This window comes from Ideonella sp. A 288 (genome assembly GCF_002198735.1).
Lineage (GTDB): Bacteria > Pseudomonadota > Gammaproteobacteria > Burkholderiales > Burkholderiaceae_C > Pseudaquabacterium.
This window is the reverse complement of the sequence record NZ_MWLO01000107.1, coordinates 1-19,041: the sequence shown is the minus strand read 5'-3', so window position 1 is coordinate 19,041 and position 19,041 is coordinate 1. Positions and strand designations below refer to the sequence as shown.

15 protein-coding genes are annotated in these 19,041 nt (G+C 70.7%); 9 read left to right on the top strand and 6 right to left on the bottom strand.

The genetic code is table 11. The annotated features are described in order from the left end of the window. Positions 1–161 precede the first annotated feature (161 nt). Together EOINJALH_RS10605 and EOINJALH_RS10600 are read left to right on the top strand one after the other, a co-directional pair. Positions 162–2,246 (top strand): bifunctional diguanylate cyclase/phosphodiesterase, encoded by a 2,085-nt coding sequence (locus tag EOINJALH_RS10605; RefSeq protein ID WP_158219716.1) that lies wholly within the window; start codon positions 162–164, stop codon positions 2,244–2,246. A gap of 91 nt (positions 2,247–2,337) precedes the next feature. Continuing rightward, entirely contained in the window at positions 2,338–3,588 is a 1,251-nt protein-coding gene (locus EOINJALH_RS10600; RefSeq protein WP_088280329.1) for a glutamate carboxypeptidase, read from the top strand. 36 nt (positions 3,589–3,624) lie between these two features. Here EOINJALH_RS10600 and EOINJALH_RS10595 read toward each other — a convergent pair whose 3' ends face one another. Beyond that, a complete protein-coding gene (locus tag EOINJALH_RS10595) occupies positions 3,625–4,227 on the bottom strand; it encodes a CHRD domain-containing protein (RefSeq protein ID WP_158219715.1) in 603 nt (200 codons plus the stop codon). A 309-nt stretch (positions 4,228–4,536) separates the two neighbouring features. Between EOINJALH_RS10595 and EOINJALH_RS10590 the strand changes: the two genes are divergently transcribed. Both EOINJALH_RS10590 and EOINJALH_RS10585 read left to right on the top strand, forming a co-directional pair. After that, positions 4,537–5,661, top strand: coding sequence for an efflux RND transporter periplasmic adaptor subunit (locus EOINJALH_RS10590; RefSeq protein ID WP_088280327.1), 1,125 nt, complete (start codon positions 4,537–4,539; stop codon positions 5,659–5,661). Continuing rightward, positions 5,658–8,756 carry an efflux RND transporter permease subunit gene (locus tag EOINJALH_RS10585; protein WP_088280326.1) on the top strand — a complete coding sequence of 1,033 codons (3,099 nt, stop codon included), beginning with the start codon at positions 5,658–5,660 and terminating at the stop codon, positions 8,754–8,756. The genes EOINJALH_RS10590 and EOINJALH_RS10585 overlap by 4 nt, the downstream gene beginning before the upstream one ends. Here EOINJALH_RS10585 and EOINJALH_RS10580 read toward each other — a convergent pair. The 5 genes from EOINJALH_RS10580 to EOINJALH_RS10560 all read right to left on the bottom strand — a co-directional run bounded on the left by EOINJALH_RS10580 (position 8,739) and on the right by EOINJALH_RS10560 (position 14,471). Further along, a complete protein-coding gene (locus tag EOINJALH_RS10580; protein ID WP_088280325.1) occupies positions 8,739–10,061 on the bottom strand; it encodes a hypothetical protein in 1,323 nt (440 codons plus the stop codon). The genes EOINJALH_RS10585 and EOINJALH_RS10580 overlap by 18 nt on opposite strands. Before the next feature lie 192 nt (positions 10,062–10,253). Continuing rightward, positions 10,254–10,997, bottom strand: coding sequence for an amino acid ABC transporter ATP-binding protein (locus tag EOINJALH_RS10575; RefSeq protein ID WP_088280324.1), 744 nt, complete (start codon positions 10,995–10,997; stop codon positions 10,254–10,256). A gap of 20 nt (positions 10,998–11,017) precedes the next feature. Next, entirely contained in the window at positions 11,018–12,130 is a 1,113-nt protein-coding gene (locus EOINJALH_RS10570) for an amino acid ABC transporter permease (RefSeq protein WP_088280323.1), read from the bottom strand. Beyond that, complete coding sequence (locus EOINJALH_RS10565; RefSeq protein WP_088280322.1) at positions 12,131–13,312, bottom strand: amino acid ABC transporter permease; 1,182 nt, start codon at positions 13,310–13,312, stop codon at positions 12,131–12,133. It abuts the gene before it with no gap. Positions 13,313–13,433: 121 nt separating this feature from the next. Next, positions 13,434–14,471 (bottom strand): amino acid ABC transporter substrate-binding protein, encoded by a 1,038-nt coding sequence (locus tag EOINJALH_RS10560; RefSeq protein WP_088280321.1) that lies wholly within the window; start codon positions 14,469–14,471, stop codon positions 13,434–13,436. 407 nt (positions 14,472–14,878) lie between these two features. Between EOINJALH_RS10560 and EOINJALH_RS10555 the strand changes: the two genes are divergently transcribed. From EOINJALH_RS10555 to EOINJALH_RS10535, 5 genes are all read left to right on the top strand, one after another. Beyond that, entirely contained in the window at positions 14,879–15,316 is a 438-nt protein-coding gene (locus EOINJALH_RS10555) for a nuclear transport factor 2 family protein (RefSeq protein ID WP_088280320.1), read from the top strand. A 10-nt stretch (positions 15,317–15,326) separates the two neighbouring features. Further along, positions 15,327–16,250 (top strand): polysaccharide deacetylase family protein, encoded by a 924-nt coding sequence (locus EOINJALH_RS10550; RefSeq protein WP_088280319.1) that lies wholly within the window; start codon positions 15,327–15,329, stop codon positions 16,248–16,250. Beyond that, positions 16,247–17,476, top strand: a complete 1,230-nt coding sequence (locus EOINJALH_RS10545) for an amidase (RefSeq protein ID WP_088280318.1) — start codon at positions 16,247–16,249, stop codon at positions 17,474–17,476. Before EOINJALH_RS10550 ends, EOINJALH_RS10545 begins: the two co-directional genes overlap by 4 nt. 99 nt (positions 17,477–17,575) lie before the next feature. After that, positions 17,576–18,607 carry a dihydroorotase gene (pyrC, locus tag EOINJALH_RS10540; protein WP_088280317.1) on the top strand — a complete coding sequence of 344 codons (1,032 nt, stop codon included), beginning with the start codon at positions 17,576–17,578 and terminating at the stop codon, positions 18,605–18,607. Further along, on the top strand, positions 18,604–19,041 hold a 438-nt coding region (locus EOINJALH_RS10535; RefSeq protein WP_144289964.1), incomplete at its 3' end, for an NYN domain-containing protein. The genes pyrC and EOINJALH_RS10535, both read left to right, overlap by 4 nt.

The following is a 19,041-nucleotide window of genomic DNA, read 5'->3' as shown; positions in this document are numbered from 1 at the left end:
GGGATGCGGAGCATAAGCAATCCGCCGATTTCACGCCCGCGGCGGCAATCCAGCACGCTGCCCGTGGCGTGGGCTTGACCTATGTCTAGAAGTGCAGGTGGGGCCTTCAGATAGCCTGCGAACTGTCCGATACACCTGGATCGTTCCCTATGGAAGCGCCCATGGCTGCACATCCGGGGTTGTCGCCTGGCCCGATGCGGCGAAGCCCGCCGTTCCGGCTCACACGGTATTTCTCGATCACCAGCTTGGTGGGCCTGGTGCTGGTGACCATCGTCCTGATCGGGGTCTACCGGACGCTCACCGAGCGGCACCTGGTCGACCATGAGGGCCGGGCCAATGCCGACCTCACTCGCGCCCTGGCCAACACGCTGTGGGGCCAGTACGGGGACTTTGTCATCGGTTCGGTCGGGCGCACCCGCGCCGATCTGCTGGCCGACCCCCGCCTGGCGGCCCTGCGCACCGACGTGCTGACCCGGGTCAGTGGCCTGAGCGTGGCCAAGATCAAGGTCTACAACGTCGACGGCCTCACGGTGTTCTCGTCCGACGAAGGCCAGATCGGCGAGAACAAGCGCGACAACGACGGCTTCCGCGCTGCACTGTCGGGCACCGTGGCCAGCCACATCACCTACCGCGAACGGTTCGATGCCTTCGAGGGCGTGCTCAACAAGCGCAACCTGATCGCCTCCTACGTGCCGCTGCGGCCGACGCCGGGCGGTGCCGCCGAAGGCGTCGTCGAGGTGTACTCCGACGTGACCGACCTGCTGCAACGCCAGTCCACCGCGCAGTGGCAGGTGGCCGCGGCAGTGGTGGGCGCGCTGTCGACGCTCTACCTGTTCCTGTTCATGGTCGTGCGCAAGGCCGATGGCATCATCTCCCGGCAGGAGCGCGAGCGCGCTGCGCGCGAGGAAGAGGTGCGGCACCAGGCCTACCACGACGCCCTCACCGGCCTGCCCAACCGCGCCTACTTCGCCGAACGCCTGAGCGAGGCCATCTCGGCCTCGACCCGGCACGGCCACACCGGCGCGCTGATGTTCATCGACCTCGACCGCTTCAAGATCGTCAACGACAGCCTAGGCCACGATGCCGGCGATGCGCTGCTCAAGGCGGTGTCCGCCCGCATCCGCGGTTGCCTGCGGGACAGCGACCTGCTGTTCCGCATGGGCGGTGACGAGTTCACCGCCATCCTCGCGCACATCGAGGCACCAGAGGACGCCACCCACGTGGCGCGGCGCATCCTCGAGGCGGTGGCCCGGCCGGTGCGTGTGCACGAGCACGAACTCGTCGTCGGCGCGACCATCGGCATTGCCGTCTACCCCGGCGACGGAGAAGACGCCGACACGGTGCTGAAGAACGCCGACGCCGCGATGTACAGCGCCAAGGATGCCGGCCGCGGCACGCATGCCTTCTATCGCGCCGAGATGAACCGCCGCGCCATGCAGCGGCTGACGCTCGAGACCGACCTGCAGAAGGGCTTCCGCGAGGGCGAGTTCAGCCTGCACTACCAGCCGCGGCTCGACACGGCCACCCAGCGCGTGGTGGCGCTGGAGGCGCTGATGCGCTGGCACAGCCCCTCGCGCGGCCTGGTGCTGCCGGGCGAGTTCATCGGCGTGATGGAAGACACCGGCATGATGACCATCGTCGGCGAGTGGGTGCTGCGCAGCGCCTGCACGCAGATCCGCCGCTGGCTGGATGCGGGCGTGCCGGCGCTGCGGGTGTCGGTCAACGTGTCGTCGGTGCAGTTCCAGTCCCCGGGCTTCGTGCCGATGGTCGAGCGCGTGCTGTCCGACAGCGGCGTGCCGCCAGCGCTGGTCGAGCTCGAGCTGACCGAATCGCTGCTGATCGGCCAGCCCGACCCGGCCCGTGCCACCATCGAGGCGCTCAAGGCGCTCGGCGTGCGCATCGCCATCGACGACTTCGGCACCGGCTACTCGGCGCTCAACTACCTGCGCCATTTCGCGGTGGACTACCTGAAGATCGACCGCAGCTTCGTCACCGACATCGCCACCAATGCGCGCGACCGCGCCGTGGCACGCTCCATCACCGAGCTGGCCCGGGCGCTGGGCATCATCGTGGTGGCCGAGGGCGTGGAGACCGAGGCCCAGGCCGACTTCTTCCGCGGCATCCACTGCGGCGAGATGCAGGGCTTCCTGTTCGGCAGGCCCCTGCCGATCGAGCAGGTGCAGCGCCTGCTCGACAGCGAGCGGTCCTCGGGAACTTCGCAAGGCATGGGCTCGGTGGTGGCCTGAGCAAGCGGTTCGGGAAGCCCCGCTGGCCCGCCGATCGCCGTCGGCGCAGACTGCGGGTTGGCCCTTTCGCCGACCCGGAGCACCCCCCTCGATGAGCCCACGCACCGCCTGCCTCGCCCTGACCCTGTCGGCCCTGGCGGCCTTGCCCGCACCGGCCGTGGCGGCCGACGACACGCTGCTGGCCGCCGCCCGCGCGGCCCAGCCGGCCCTGGTGGCCACCCTGCGCGAGATGGTGGCCATCGAGTCCGGCACGATGGACGCGAAGGGCCTGGCGCTGATGGCCGACGACGTCGAGCGCCGCCTGAAGGCCCTGGGGGCCACGGTCGAGCGTCGCAAGACCACGGCCGGCAACAGCGACGTGCTGGTGGCGCGCTTCAGCGGCAGCGGCAAGCGCCGCTTCATGCTCATCGGCCACCTCGACACCGTGTACTGGCCGGGCACGATCACCAGCCAGCCGATCAAGCAGGACGGCAATCGGCTCTACGGGCCCGGCATCGCCGACGACAAGGCCGGCGTGGCCCTCATCCTGCATGCGGTGGAGCTGCTGCACCGGTCGGGCTGGCGCGACTATGCCCAGCTCACGCTGATGTTCAACGGCGACGAGGAATCGGGCTCACCCGGCTCGGGCGAGATGATCGCGGCGCTGGGCGCCGAGCACGACACCGTGCTGTCGTTCGAGCCGACCGCGGCCACCACCACGCCGCAGGGCGAAGGCGTGCTGCTCAATGCCGCCGGCACCGCCACCGCGACGATGCAGGTGAAGGGCCGCGCCGCGCACGCCGGCGCCGCGCCGCAGCTCGGGCGCAACGCGCTGGTCGAGCTGGCCCACCAGGTGCTGCAGACGCAGGACGTGGCCAAGGGAGTGCCCGGCGCCCAGCTCAACTGGACCACCTTCGACACCGGCAAGACCCGCAACCAGATCCCCGAGCTGGCCACCGCCGGCGCCGACGTGCGCCTGACCCGCGGCGATGCGGCGGACAAGCTGCTCGACGCGCTGCGCGCCAAGGTGGCCGAGTCCAAGCGCGTGCCCGACACCGAGGTGAGCCTGAAGCTCGACATCGGCCGTCCGCCGTTCGTGGGGGACGCACGCACCACCGCCATCGCCAAGCGGGCGCAGGCCATCTACGCCGAACTCGATGGCCGCAAGCTGGCACTGCACCCGATCACCGGCGGCGGCACCGATGCCGGCTTTGCCGGGCGATCGGGCAAGGCGGCCGTGCTCGAGAGCCTGGGCCTGCCCGGGGCGGGCTACCACGCCCGCGACGAGTACATCGAACTCGACACCATCGTGCCGCGCCTTTACCTTGTCAGCCGCCTGCTGATGGAACTGGGGCGCGAATAGGGCCGGCGCCCGCGCCGGCCCCGGGGGCGCGCGGCCTCAGGCCTGCTTGCGGCGGCGGGCCGTCGCGCCGAGCGCCAGCAGTGGCATCAGCACCAGGGCCAGGCTCGAGGGCTCGGGGACCTGCAGGAAGCCGCGGATCTCGCCCGCCGGGAAACGGTCGCTGTGGATGTTGAAGTAGGCCTTGCCGGAGTTGAAGCCGGCGATCAGTGCGTCGTCGGCATTGCCCAGGACACCGCCGGCGAAGTTGTTGACGAACGCGGCCGTGAACGACGAGGCGAGGTTGAGGTCGATCAGGGGCGAGGTGTAGCTGCCCTCAGAGACGCCCGGGGTGCTGCTGCCCACGCCGGGGAATCCGGGCAAGGTGCCCGGCGTCACGGCCACGCCCACCGTGGCGGTCTCGGCGACCGCAGTGCAGCAGTGGATGTGCGACACCGTGGTGACGCCGGTCAGCCCGCTCCAGCTGGCCTGGATCAGCAGGGTGTTGGCGACGGTGTCGTAGTCGACCGTCACGAACCCGCTGCCGGTGGCGCCGGCCACTTCGGGCGCCAGCAGGGCGGCATACCGCACCAGGTCGGCATGCGCTGCGGGTGCGGCCAGCAGGGTGGCGGCGGTGGCGACGGCGGCAAGCAGGTGCTTCATGATCGATCTCCTCGGGGGTGGGTGTGGCGTCGGCGAACGCGCAACTTTCGCAGGATGACGTCCGTCTGCCCAGGCCTGTCGATTCGCCACCCTGCGTAGAAGAGGGGAATGGCCGGGCGCCACCCGCCGGCAGGCGCGCGGGACATGGTGGCGCGGGCGCCCTGGCTGCCACGGCATGGCAAGATCGCCGCTCCCCGGTCGGCGCGGTGCGCGGGCGACGGGTCGCGCCGTGCGCCTGCCCTCCCGGGCTGGCGCGATGGCCCGGCAGGTCGTGCGGCGTGCCGGGCCTGTTTGAGTTCAGGAATCCCGATGACGAGTCTGACCCCCGGCGCGGCGCGAACGTGGCCCCCGCGGATCGCGCGCACCCTGCTGGCCCTCGGCGGCCTGTTGGCGGCATGGCCCCTGGCCCACGGCCAGGCGGCGTCGGCCGCGGCGGTCCGGCCTGCGCTCACCGTCACCGTCGTCTCGCCGCAGCGGGTCGAGTGGCCGCTGCGCCTGTCGGCCTCGGGCAGCATCGCGGCCTGGCAGGAGGTGGTGGTCGGCGCCGAGGCCAGCGGCTGGCGGCTGGTCGAGGTGGCCGCGCAGGTGGGCGACACGGTCAGGCGCGGCCAGTTGCTCGCGCGCCTGTCCACCGACATGCTCGAGGCCGACATGGCGCAGACCCGCGCCGGGCTGGTCGAGGCCAAGGCCGTGCTGGCCGAGGCCACGGGCAACGCCGATCGCGCGCGCGAGCTGGCCCCCACCGGGGTGCTGAGCCTGCAGCAGACGGCCCAGATCCTCACCGCCGAACAGACCGCGAAGGCCCGCGTGGCCTCGTTCGAGGCGCGCCTGGCCGCTGACCGGTTGCGGCTGGCGCAGGCCCGCATCGTCGCCCCCGACGACGGCATCGTCTCGGCCCGCACCGCGCTCGAAGGCGCCGTGGCGCAGCCGGGGCAGGAGCTGTTCCGGCTGATCCGCCGCGGCCGGCTCGAATGGCGCGCCGAGGTGCCGGCCGCCGACCTGGCGCGGGTGAAGCCCGGCATGCCGGCCACGCTGACCACGCCCTCGGGCCAGGTGGGCAAGGGCACGGTGCGCGTGGTGGCGCCCACGGTGGACGCGCAGACGCGCAACGGCCAGGTGCTGGTCGACCTGCAGCCCGGCAGCGATGCGCGGCCGGGCATGTTCGCGCGCGGCGAGATCGACGTCGGCCGGGCTTCGGGCCTCACGCTGCCGCAGACCGCGGTGGTGCTGCGCGACGGCTACGCCAGCGTCATGCGCGTGGGCGCCGACCAGCGCGTCACGCTGACCAAGGTGACCGTCGGACGCCGCAACGGCGACCAGGTGGAGCTGACGGCCGGGCTGGCCGCCGACGCCCGCGTGGTGGCCTCGGGCGCGGCCTTCCTGGCCGACGGTGACCTGGTCAAGGTCGTCGCCGCGGGCAAGGCGGCGCCATGAACGTCTCCGCCTGGTCGATCCGCAACCCGATCCCGGCGATCCTGCTGTTCATGCTGCTCACGCTGGCGGGCCTGCTGGCCTTCCGCGCGATGAAGGTGCAGAACTTCCCCGACGTCGACCTGCCGATGGTCATCGTCACGGCCTCGCTGCCGGGCGCTGCGCCGGGCCAGCTCGAGACCGAGGTGGCGCGCAAGATCGAGAACTCGATCGCCACCGTGCAGGGCCTCAAGCACCTGTACACCACCATCACCGACGGCATGGTGCTGATCACCGCCGAGTTCCAGCTCGAGAAGCCGGTGCAGGAGGCGATGGACGACGTGCGTTCGGCCGTCTCGCGCGTGCGCAGCGACCTGCCGGGCGACCTGCGCGACCCGGTGGTCGACCGGTCCGACCTGGCCGGCTCGCCGATCCTCACGTACACCGTGGCCTCGTCGCGCATGGACGACGAAGGCCTGAGCTGGTTCGTCGACCAGGAAGTCTCGCGTGCGCTGCTGGCGGTGCGCGGCGTGGGCGCGGTCACGCGGGTGGGCGGCGTCACGCGCGAGGTGCGCATCGAGCTCGACCCGGCCCGGCTGCTGGCGCTCAACGCCAGCGCCGCCGACATCTCGCGCCAGCTGCGCCAGGTGCAGCAAGACGCCTCGGGCGGCCGCGCCGACGTGGGCGGCGCCGAGCAGTCGATGCGCCTGATCGGCACCGTGGCCTCGGCCGACGAGCTGCGCCACCTCGAGATCGCGCTGGGCGACGGCCGCCGCATCCGCCTGGACCAGGTGGCCTCGGTGATGGACACGGTGGCCGAGCCGCGCTCGCTGGCGCAGCTCAACGGCCAGCCAGTGGTGGCCTTTGAGATCACCCGAAGCCGCGGCGCCGGCGAGCTGGACGTGGCGCAAGGGGTGCGCGAGGCCATCGCCGCGATGAAGTTGAGGCATCCGGACATCACCGTCACCGAGGCCTTCAACTTCATCGACCCGGTGAAGGAGGGCTTCGACGGCTCGATGATGCTGATGCTCGAGGGTGCCGTGCTGGCGGTGCTGGTGGTGTGGCTGTTCCTGCGCGACTGGCGGGCCACGCTGGTGGCGGCGGCAGCGCTGCCGCTGTCGGCCATCCCCACCTTCGCGGCGATGTGGCTGCTGGGCTTCACACTCAACGGCGTGACGCTGATCTCGCTGTCGCTGGTGGTGGGCATCCTGGTGGACGACGCCATCGTCGAGATCGAGAACATCATGCGCCACCTGCGCGCCGGCAAGACGCCCTTCGTCGCGGCGATGGAGGCGGCCGACGAGATCGGCATGGCCGTCATCGCCACCACCTTCACGCTGATCGCGGTGTTCCTGCCCACAGCCTTCATGAGCGGCATCGTCGGCCGCTTCTTCGTGCAGTTCGGCTGGACGGCGGCGATCGCGGTGTTCGCCTCGCTGGCGGTGGCGCGACTGCTCACGCCGATGATGGCCGCCTACCTGCTGCATGCGCTGCCGCAGGCCGAGGTGGTGCCGCGCTGGCTGCAGTGGTACGGACGGTGGGCGGCGGCCTGCCTGCGCCACCGGTGGTGGACGGTGGTGGCCACCGCGGCCTTCTTCGTCGGCTCGTTCGCGCTGGTGCCGCTGCTGTCCACCGGCTTCATCCCGCCGGACGACCTGTCGCAGACCCAGGTGCACGTGACGCTGGCGCCGGGCTCGACGCTGGCGCAGACGCGCAGCGTGGCCGAGGCCGCCCGCCAGGTGGTCCAGGCCAACCCCAACGTGCTGATGGTCTACACCGCCATCGGCGGCGGCAGCTCGGGCGCCGACCCCTTCGCGGCCAAGGGCCTGGGCGACGTGCGCAAGGCCGTGCTCACCATCAACATGACGCATCGACGCGACCGGCCGGGCCTGACCAAGCAGGCCATCGAGGCCCAGCTTCGCGAGGCCCTGACCGCGGTGCCGGGCGCCCGTCTGCGCGTGGGGCTGGGCGCCTCGTCGGAGAAGTTCGTGCTGATGCTGTCGGGCGACGACGGCCGCGTGCTGGCCAGCCACGCCGTGCAGGTGGAGCGTGAGCTGCGCACCATCCCCGGCATCGGCGCCGTCACGTCCTCGGCCGGGCTGCAGCGGCCGGAGTTGATCGTGCGGCCCGACGACGCGCGCATGGCCGACCAGGGCGTCACCTCGGCGGCCATTGCCGACACGCTGCGCATCGCCACCGCCGGCGACTTCGACGCCGGGCTGGCCAAGCTCAACCTGCCGCTACGCCAGGTGCCGATGGTGGTGCGGCTGCCGGCCGAGGCGCGCGGCGACCTCGACCTGCTGGCGCGCCTGCCGGTGCCGGGCGCGCGCGGTCCGGTGCGCCTGGGCAATGTCGCCACGCTGAGCCTCGAGTCCGGTCCGGCGCAGCTCGACCGCTTCGACCGGCGCCGCAACGTCAGCTTCGAGGTCGAGCTCAACGGCGTGCCGCTGGGCGAGGTGGAGCAGCGCGCGCTGGCGCTGCCGGCCGTCGCCAACCTGCCGCCGGGCGTCAGCCGCGCCGCCGTCGGCGATGCCGAGGCCATGGCCGACCTGTTCAGCGGCTTCGGCCTGGCGATGGCCGCCGGCGTGCTGTGCATCTACGCGGTGCTGGTGCTGCTGTTCAAGGACTTCGTGCAGCCGGTCACCATCCTGGCCGCGCTGGTGCTGTCGTTGCCGGGCGCGTTCCTGGCGCTTTACCTCACCGGCACGGCGCTGTCGATGCCGTCGATGATCGGCATGATCATGCTGATGGGCATCGCCACCAAGAACTCGATCCTGCTGGTGGACTACGTGGTGATGGCCCGCCGCGACCACGGCCTGTCGCGCTGGGACGCGCTGATCGATGCGTGCATGAAGCGCGCGCGCCCGATCGTGATGACCACGCTGGCCATGGGCGCCGGCATGCTGCCGATCGCGCTGGGCTTCGGCGCCGACCCGAGCTTTCGCGCGCCGATGGCCATCGTCGTGATCGGCGGACTGATCACCAGCACCTTCCTCAGCCTGCTGGTGATCCCGGTGGTCTTCACCTTCGTCGACGACGCGGTGCACGCGCTCGGGCGGCTGGTGCGGCGGCGGCACGCGCCGGCAGCTGCGCAGATACCGTCAGAGGCCGATGCGTGACAGCAGGTGCTTGCTGAAGAAGCGCAGGCCGCGCGGGTCGCGCTTCAGAATCATGTTGGCCTCGTGCGCGGCGCGCTGCGCGCCCTTGTGCATGCGGAAGTCTAGGAAATGCTCACCCTTCAGCCTGGGCGCCGGCGCGCCGAAGCGGTTCTCGTAGCCGCGCAGCGCGAACGGCGCCTCGCGCTGGCACAGGTTGGCCAAGCGCACCAGGGTCTCGATGTCGTTCTTGCGCTGCGCCACCAGGTCGATCCAGTTGGGGGGCAGGGTGCCGGCGCCGAGGAAGGCCATCAGCGTGCTGTCCTCGGCCTCGGTGATCAGGTAGCAGCCGAGGATGGGGCAGGCGCCGACGAGGCTGGCGTCGAACGGCCCGTTGGCCAGCAGCACCTTGTTGGCCTTGCGGAAGTCGTGGAAGTTGCGCAGCGACAGGAAGATCGCATGGGCCAGCTTGAGCGCCGCCTTGGCGATGCCCAGCGCCGGCCCAGTGGCCGCGCCCAGGTCGACGAACAGGCCCGTGAGCTGCATCCCGCCAGCGGCGCCGTCCATCGCGGCGATCAGCGCGAACTCGGTGCGCTTGCGCTCGTACAGCACGCGCACCGCGCCGAGGGCCGCGGTCGGGTTGCCGGGCGTCACGATCACCGCCATCTTGTCGAGCTTGCGGATGTCCCAGGCCCGGCTGGCAGCCTTGATGCCGTTGACCACGCCCGAGCCGAGGTTCGTCACCGCGCCCAGGATCGGCAGGCAGCCGGCGATTTCGGTGGCCATCTCGGACGCGCTGCCCACCATGGCCTCGTCGAACACACCGCTGGATTTCAGGATGTCGGCGAAGGCCTTGATCGCGAACTCCTGCTGCGGCTCGAGGTCGGGGTAGAAGCCGACGTCGCCGGTGGGCAGCACCTTGCTCGGGTCGAGCGAGCGCAGTTCGACACCGGACTTGGCGCCTTCGATCAGCAGCGCCAGGCCGTCGGTGTGCACGCCCTGGCGCTTGGCGGCGGTCGCCAGGTCCGACAGCAGGCCGCCCGGGCCCTTGTTCGTCTGGCGGTGGGCACCCATCACCACGCCGCTGCGGCCGTGCTGCGAGGGCTTCGCAGGCTGCCAGGCCGGCGCGCTGCCGCCGCCCAGCGGGGCGCGGCCGATCTCGTCCTCCAGCGCATGCTTCGCGGCGCGCAGCGTCTGAATCGCGGACGCGAACGCGCCCTGCTTCCACACCAGCTGGCGCCCGCCCAGCACCCGTTGGGGCAGTGTCTGGGCGGCCTCCTGGAACAGGGCCTGGAAGGCCTTCATCTCGTCGGGTGTCATCGCAGCCATGAGGGGTACCTCCGTGGCCGCGAGCTTAGGTCGACGGCTTCAGCGAGGCCATGACTGATGGTCATGTCGCAACCGGCGGTCGAAAGTCGTCCGGCGGTCGGGGCCGCCGGGGGTGCGAGGCGGCCCGATGCGACTCGACCCGGTCGCTCGCCGGTCCGCCGGGCCGGGAGGCTCACCCCGACGGCAGGACCGTCAGTGCCCCAGGATCTTCGACAGGAAGTCCTTGGTGCGGTCGCTCTGCGGGTTGTCGAAGAACGCGTGCGGCTCGTTCTGCTCTACGATCTGGCCCTGGTCCATGAAGATCACGCGGTTGGCCACCGCCTTGGCGAAGCCCATCTCGTGGGTGACGCACAGCATGGTGATGCCGCCGTTGGCCAGTTCGATCATCACGTCGAGCACTTCCTTGATCATCTCGGGGTCGAGTGCCGAGGTGGGCTCGTCGAACAGCATGATCTTGGGCGTGAGGCACAGCGCCCGGGCGATGGCCACGCGCTGCTGCTGGCCGCCCGACAACTGCAGCGGGTACTTGCTCGCCTGCTCGGCGATGCGCACCCGCTTGAGCTGCTGCATCGCGCGCTCCTCGGCGTCTTTCTTGGGCATCTTGCCCACCCACATCGGCGCCAGCGTCAGGTTCTCCAGCACCGTGAGGTGAGGGAACAGGTTGAACTGCTGGAACACCATGCCGACGTTCTTGCGGATGGCCTCGATGGCCTTCACGTCATCGGTGAGCTCGACGCCGTCGACCTTCAGCGTGCCCTGTTGATGCTCTTCGAGCCGGTTGATGCAGCGGATCAGCGTGGACTTGCCCGAGCCCGAAGGCCCGCAGATGACGATGCGCTCGCCCTTGGCGACCGACAGGTCGATGTCGCGCAACACGTGGAAGTTGTTGCCGTACCACTTGTTGACCTTGTCGAAGGTGATGATGGCGTCAGACATGTGTTCGATTCCTTCGACGGTCAACGGTTTTTGCTCAACGACAGCCGCTTCTCGATCCACAGGCTGTAGCGGGACATCGAGAAGCAGAACGCAAAGTAGATGGCCGCGATGAACAGGTAGGCCTCGATCTTGAACGGCCGCCAGTTGCTGTCGGAGTTGAGCGCCAGGCCCATCGCGCCGGTCAGCTCGTAGAGGCTGACGATGGTCACCAGCGAGGTGTCCTTGAAGATCGAGATGAAGTTGTTCATGACGCCCGGCACCACCAGCGCCAGCGCCTGCGGCAGGATGATCTTGCGCTGGGCCTGCCAGTAGGTGAGTCCCAGCGTGTCGGCCGCTTCCTGCTGGCCCTTGGGGATGGCCTGCAGGCCGCCGCGCACGATCTCGGCCATGTAGGCCGCAGCGAACAGCGTGATGCCCACCAGCACGCGCAGCAGCACGTCGATGCTGGTGCCCGGCGGCATGAACAGCGGGAACATGAAGCTGGCCATGAACAGCACGCTGATCAGCGGCACGCCGCGGATCAGCTCGACGTAGATCACGCAGATGGTCTTGATCGCCGGCATCTTGCTGCGCCGGCCCAGCGCCACCGCCACCGACAGCGGGAAGGCGAAGACGATCGACAGCGTGGCCAGCATGATGGTCAGCGGCAGGCCGCCCCAGCGGTCGGTCTCGACCGGCGACAGGCCCATCACGCCGCCCTTCATCAGCACGAAGAACAGCGCCAGCACGGCCACCCACAGCAGCACCAGCCAGGGCTTCCAGAAGCTGCGAACGCAGCTCGCCACCAGCAGCGCCACCAGCGCGATCGTGGCCACTTCGGGGCGCCATTGCTGGTCGAAGGGGTAGCGGCCGAAGATGATGATGCGGAACTTCTCGTTCACGACACCCCAGCAGGCGCCGATGCCGCGAGCGGCCTGGCACTGGTCGGCGTTGGCGGCGAACACCGCCTTGGTGATGCCCCAGTTCACCAGGCCGGGCAGCACCCACAAGGCCAGGGCCAGCAGGGCCAGCGTGACGACGGCGCTGGGCAGGTTGCCGAACAGATTGTGGCGCACCCAGGGCACCAGGCCCTCGGTGCGGATGGGGGCCGGTCGCGGAGCGATCGGCTGGAAGGTCGATTGGGTCGTGGCCACTCACCGCTCCTTGATCGCCGCGCGCTGGTTGTACCAGTTCATCAGGCCCGAGGTGGCCAGCGAGGTGGTCAGGTACACCAGCATGATGATCGCGATGCACTCCACCGCGCGCCCGGTCTGGTTGATCGCGGTGTTGGAGATGGACACCAGGTCGGGGTAGCCGATGGCCACCGCCAGCGACGAATTCTTGGTCAGGTTGAGGTACTGATTGGTGATCGGCGGGATGATCACGCGCAGTGCCTGCGGCAGCACCACCAGGCGCATCTGGTTGCCCTTGGACAGGCCCAGCGCGCCCGAGGCCTCGGACTGCCCGCGGGGCACCGACTGGATGCCCGCGCGCACCACCTCGGCCACGAAGGCGGAGGTGTAGAACACCAGCCCCATCAGCACCGAGATGAACTCGGGCGTCAGCGCGCTGCCGCCCTCCACCGACACATCGGCCGGCTTGGGGATGTTCCAGGCCGCTGGCGCGCCGCCGAGGGCCCAGCCGGCGACGCCACAGACCAGGATCAGCGCGATGGCCGGCAGCAGCACCGGCCGCACCTGGCCGGTCTGCTCGAACAGCTTGCGCGCCTGCCAGGCCCAGCCCCATGCGAGGCCCGCGCCCACCAGCATGCCGATGGCCGCCAGCCCCTGGCCCAGGCCCCACACCGGCACCGGGTAGTTGAGGCCGCCCTTGCTCAGGTAGAACAGGCCGAACAGCGACAGCGGCTCGCCCGGATCGGGCAGCCACTCGGTGAGCAGCAGGTACCACACCAGCAGTTGCAGCAGCACCGGGATGTTGCGGAACAGCTCGACGTAGGCATAGCACAGCCCGCGCACCAGCGCGTTGTTGGAGAAGCGGCCGATGCCCAGCAGCGTGCCCAGCACCGTGGTGAGCACGATGCCGATGATGGCCACGCGCAGCGTGTTGACGATGCCGACCAGGAAGGCCCGCCAGTACGGGTCGACCGACTCGTACGGGATCATCAGCTCGCCGATGTCGAAGCCGGCCGGGCTGGTCAGGAAGTCGAAGCCGCTCTGGATGCCGCGCACGCGCATGTTCTCGAGCGTGTTGTGCGCGAGGAACCAGACGGCCATCACGATCAGGCCGAGGGCCAGCACCTGGTACAGCACGCCGCGCACGGCACGGCTGCGCAGCGACCAGTCGCGTCTCTTGGGGGGGGCGGCTCGTGCCGTCATGGCTTCGCTCCTTCAACCTGCCACGGTGGCGGCTGCAGAGGAATCAGGGGGAGGGGAGTCTGGAGCCGCACCATCGGGGTGAGGGCGCGGCTCCGGGCTCAGGCCGAAGGGTGGCGTGCGATCAGCGCACCGGCGGGGCGTACATGATGCCGCCCTTGTTCCAGAGGTTGTTCACGCCACGCGGCAGGCCCAGCGGCGACTTCGGGCCGACGTTGCGCTCGAAGATCTCGCCATAGTTGCCCACGGCCTTGATGGCGCGGGCGGCCCATTCCTTGTCCAGGCCGAGCAGCTTGCCGGTGTCTTCGGCGGTGCCCAGGATGCGGCCCACCACCGGGTCGGTGCTGGTCTTCTGCTGGTCGACGTTGGCCTGCGTGATGCCGTACTCCTCGGCCTCGATCAGCGCAAAGATCACCCACTTGGCGATGGCATAGAACTCGTCGTCGCCGCGGCGCACGCTCGGGCCGAGCGGCTCCTTCGAGATCAGCTCGGGCAGGATCAGGTGGTCGGCCGGGTTCTTGGCTTCCTTGTTGCGCACCGAGGCCAGGCCCGACGCGTCGGTGGTGTAGGCCTGGCAGCGGCCGGCGAAGTAGGCGCCGGTGGCGGCCTCGACCTTCTCGAACACCACGGGCTTGATGTCGAGCTTGTTGGCGCGCGAGAAGTCGGTGAGGTTCTTCTCGGTGGTGGTGCCCGACTGCACGCAGACGGTGGCGCCCTTCAGCTGCTTGGCGCTCTTGACCTTGCCCTTGGACGGCACCATGAAGCCCTGGCCATCGTAGTAGGTGGTGTTGGTGAAGTGCATGCCCAGCGAGGCGTCGCGGGTGAGCGTCCAGGTGGTGTTGCGCGACAGGATGTCGATCTCGCCCGACTGCAGTGCGGTGAAGCGCTGCTGCGCGCCCAGCGGCACGTACTTCACCTTGGTGGCGTCGCCGACCAGGGCCGCGGCGATGGCCTTGCAGACGTCGACGTCGAGACCGGACCAGTTGCCCTGGCTGTCGGCGGCGGAGAAGCCCGCCAGACCGACGTTGACACCGCAGACCAGCTGGCCGCGGGCCTTGATGGCTTCGATGGTCTTGCCCGCTTGGGCGGGCAGTGCCGCCAGGCCGAGCACCGCTGTGGTGCAAACGCTGGTCAGCAGGGCCTTGGCAGTGATGTGATTCATAAGCAGCAACTCCGGTTGGTCTGTGATGGCTCTCGGCCCGCTGCCGGCGAACGAACCAGGGTGGTGGATCGGTTCATCGAGGCTGGCCGGGTGGGGCCTGTTGCACGCGATGCACCAGGATGGCCGGTGCAAAGCGTGGGCGAGTATAGGGAGGCAAGAAGCATGCGCAGCTTGTCGGTTCTACGTAGCATGGGGTCATGCACAGGGCACATGAACTGCCGAACAGGCGTCGCGCTGGATAAGGGTTTGCCCGCAAAGTTCTCGGCCGAAACCACTGTGTGCGGGCCGCTGGTCGCCGTGGTCCGTCTTGCGTCCGCCTGGCCGGCCCGCGTCGGACGTCGGCACGCCGATTGCTCACGTCGACGATGCGCCGGCGCCCCGGCGCGGTGCCGACCCCAGGAGACCCGATGCCCGACGACAGCCGCCGCGCCACCGCCGCCCCACCCGAGTGCAAGGCCGCCGCGGTGGTCGACGAGTACCTGCGCCTGCTCATGATCCCGGACCCCGACGCCGCGCGCACCCTGGTGGCGCCCGACCTGCGCATCCGCTTCACCGGTGGCCGGGCGATGAGCGACCCGGCCGAGTGTGCGGCCTTCAACGCGGGGCGCTACCGCTGGGTGAAGAAGCGTGTGGAACGCACCGAGACCGTGGCTGGCGGCACCGAGGACGAGACCGTGGTCTACAGCCTGGGCAGCCTGTACGGCGAGTGGCCCGACGGCACGGCCTTCGAAGGCAACCGCTACGTCGACCGCTATGTGGTGCGGCATGGCCTGATCACCCGCATGGAGGTTTGGAACGACAGCGCCGAATGGCTGATGGTGCGCGCCGGACTGGCCACCCTGTGAAGGCGCGACGATGACCACGCCCTACCGCGGTGCGCTGCCCGACCATGGCCGGTTCGACTACCGGCCCATCACCCGGCGGCCCGACTACCGCTGGCCCGGCGGCGCCGGGCTGGCGGTGTACCTGGGCTTCAACCTCGAGCACTTCGCCTTCGGCGAGGGCCTGGGCGCGCGCCTCGGCCCGGCCTCGCCCGAGCCCGACGTGCTGAACCACGCGTGGCGCGAGTACGGCAACCGGGTCGGTGCCTGGCGCTGCCTCGAGCTCTTCGATCAGCTGGGCCTGCCGGCCGCCGCGCTCATCAACACCGTGCTCTGCGACCACGCCCCCGAACTGGTGGCCGCCTGCATCGCGCGCGGCGACGAACTGGTCGGTCACGGCCACACCAACGCCGAGCGCCAGGGCGACATGGCCGAGGCCGACGAGCGCGCGCTGCTGCTGGGCTGCCGCGAGCGCCTGCAGGCCGCGGGCGGCCAGGCGCCGGCCGGCTGGCTGTCGCCGTGGATCTCGGAGAGCCGCGTCACGCCCGACCTGCTGGCCGAGACCGGCTACCGCTACACACTGAACTGGTGCCACGACGACCAGCCGATGCCGATGCGCACGCGCAGCGGCGCCCCGCTGTGGGCCGTGCCCTACCCGCAGGAGCTCAACGACATCCCGATGATCGTGACCCGCCAGATGGACTGCAAGGATTTCGCGCAGCTCATCGTCGACCAGCTCGACGAGATGCTCGAGCAGTCGCGCACCCAGCCGCTGGTGATGGGCATCGCGCTGCACCCCTACATCGTCGGCCAGCCCTACCGCCTGCGCCACCTGCGCCGCGCGCTGCAGCGCGTGGCCGCGGCGCGCGACGGCGGGCAGGTGTGGGCCACCACCCCCGGGGCCATCTGCGACCATGTCGCCGCACTGGCGCAGGACCACCCAGCGTGGTTCGCATGAGCGCGGCGCCCATCGATGTGGCCCGCGCGGAGGCGCCGGCCTTCGACATCGACGACCGCGTCGGCGCCTGGGTGCCACATGGCCGCTTCATCGTGCCCGGGGCACCGTCCGGCCCGCTGGCCGGCCTGCGCTTCGCGGCCAAGGACCTGTTCGATGTCGCCGGCCATGTCACCGGCGCCGGCAACCCCACCTGGCAGGCCACTCATGGCCCGGCCGCGGCCACGAATCCCACCGTGCAGACCCTGCTCGACGCCGGGGCCACGCTGGCCGGCAAGGTGATCACCGACGAGCTGGCCTACAGCCTGCACGGCGACAACCACCACCACGGCGCGCCGCTCAATCGGCGTGCCATCGACCGCGTCACCGGCGGCTCGTCCAGCGGCTCGGCGGCCGCGGCGGCGGCGCGGCTGGTCGACTTCGCCCTGGGCACCGACACCGGCGGCTCCACGCGTGTGCCGGCCAGCTACTGCGGTCTGTGGGGACTGCGCACCACGCACGACTTGCTGCCGCGGGCCGGCCTGGTGCCGCTGAGCCCGTCGTACGACACGGTCACCTGGCTGGCCGATGACGGCGAGGTCTTCGAGCGCGTCGCCGACGTGCTGCTGCCGCCCAGCGGCTGGCAGCCGGTGCACCTGCTGTGCCCTGCCGATGCGTGGCAGCTGGCCGAGGCGCCGTTCCAGGCGCCGCTGGCGGCGGCCCTGGCCCACCTTTCGGCCCTGGTCGGCACGTCGCCCCAACGCAGCGAGGTGGCGGCCGGCGATGCGCTGGAGCGCTGGCGCACGGTGTACGCGACCCACAGTGCCCGCGAGGCCTGGCTCGCCCACGGCGACTGGATCACGCGGCACCGGCCCACCTTCGGGCCGGCGATCGCCGGGCGCTTTGCCATCGCCAGCGGCATCGACGCCGAAACGTCGGCGCGCGCCGACGCCGAGGTCCGGGCCATCCGAGGCCGCGTGCGCGCCTGGCTGGGTGCCGACGGCGTGGCGCTGTTGCCCTCGGCGGCCAGCCTGGCGCCCCGGCGCGACGCCGACCCCGCGCAGGTCGATGCGGTGCGGCTGCGCACCATGGCCATCACCTGCGTGGCGGGCCTGGCCGGGCTGCCGCAGGTGAGCCTGCCGTGGCCGGGCGCCAGTGAGGCGCCGATCGGCCTGTCGCTGCTGGGGCCGGCGGGCAGCGACCGCGCGCTGGTGTCGCTGGCGCGGCGCCTGTGGCAGCGCCTGGCGTGAGCGGCGGGCGCTGAGCTTGGACCACTGAGCAAGGAACACTGAGCGCGGGCCGCCGGGATCGGAGCGGGGGGCTTTCCCCTCGGATGCCAGAATCGCCCCATGGTCTCCACGCTCACGATCACCCGCCCCGACGACTGGCACCTGCACCTGCGCGATGGCGCCGCGATGGCCGCCGTGCTGCCGCACACCGCGCGGCAGTTCGCCCGCGCGATCGTCATGCCCAACCTGCGGCCGCCGGTCACCACCGCCGCGGCCGCCGTGGCCTATCGCCAGCGCATCCTCGACGCGCTGCCGGCGCGCGCCGATTTCACGCCGCTGATGACGCTGTACCTCACCGACCACACCGCGCCCGACGAGATCGCCCGCGCCAAGGCGGCCGGCGTGGTGGCGCTCAAGCTCTACCCGGCCGGCGCCACCACCCACAGCGACGCCGGCGTCACCGACCTGCGCAAGACCTACCCGGCGCTCGAGGCCATGCAGCGCGAGGGCCTGCTGCTGCTGGTGCATGGCGAGGTCACCGACCCGGCGGTCGACCTGTTCGACCGCGAGGCGGTCTTCATCGACCAGGTGATGCAGCCGTTGCGGCGCGACTTCCCCGAGTTGAAGGTGGTGTTCGAGCACATCACGACGAAGGAGGCCGCGCAGTACGTGGCCGAGGCCGACGCACACACCGCGGCCACCGTCACCGCGCACCACCTGCTGTACAACCGCAACGCCCTCTTCCAGGGCGGGCTGCGGCCGCACTACTACTGCCTGCCGGTGCTCAAGCGCGAGGTGCACCGCCAGGCGCTGGTCGTCGCGGCCACCTCGGGCAGCGCGAAGTTCTTCCTCGGCACCGACAGCGCGCCGCACGCATCGGTGATGAAGGAGGCCTCGGTCTGCGGCGCCGGCTGCTTCACCGCGATGAGCGCGCTCGAGCTGTATGCCGAGGCCTTCGAGGCCGCGGGCGCGCTGGACAAGCTCGAGGGCTTTGCCAGCGTGCACGGCCCCGCCTTCTACGGCCTGCCGCGCAACCGCGGCACGGTCACCCTGAAGCGCGAGGCCTGGACGCCGCCCGACAGCGTGCCCTTCGGCGACGCGCAGCTCAAGCCGCTGCGCGGCGGCGAGACCCTGGCCTGGAGACTGGCATGAACGACGTGAAGAAGGTGATGCTGCTCATCGACGCGGACAACCTGTCGCCCGACGTGATGGCCCAGGCCGTGGAGCATGTGCGCGAGGTGCACGGTGCGGTGCATGTGCGGCGGGCCTACTGCACCGCCGAGGCGGCGCTGCAGCACCGCGCGCTGTTCAAGGCGCATTCGATCCGGCCGATCGTCAACATCTCGGCCGGCAAGAATTCCACCGACATCGCGATGGCCGTCGACGCCATCGACCTGGCCATCGCCGAGCGGCCCGACGTGGTGGTCATCGCCTCGTCCGACTCGGACTTCGCGCCGCTGGTGCTGCGCCTGCGCGAGAAGGGCTGCCGCGTCTGCGGCATCGGCCAGCAGGGCAAGACCGGCGACGAGGTGGTGCAGGTCTACGACCAGTACACGGTGCTGGTGCACCGGCGCAGCAGCCGCAGC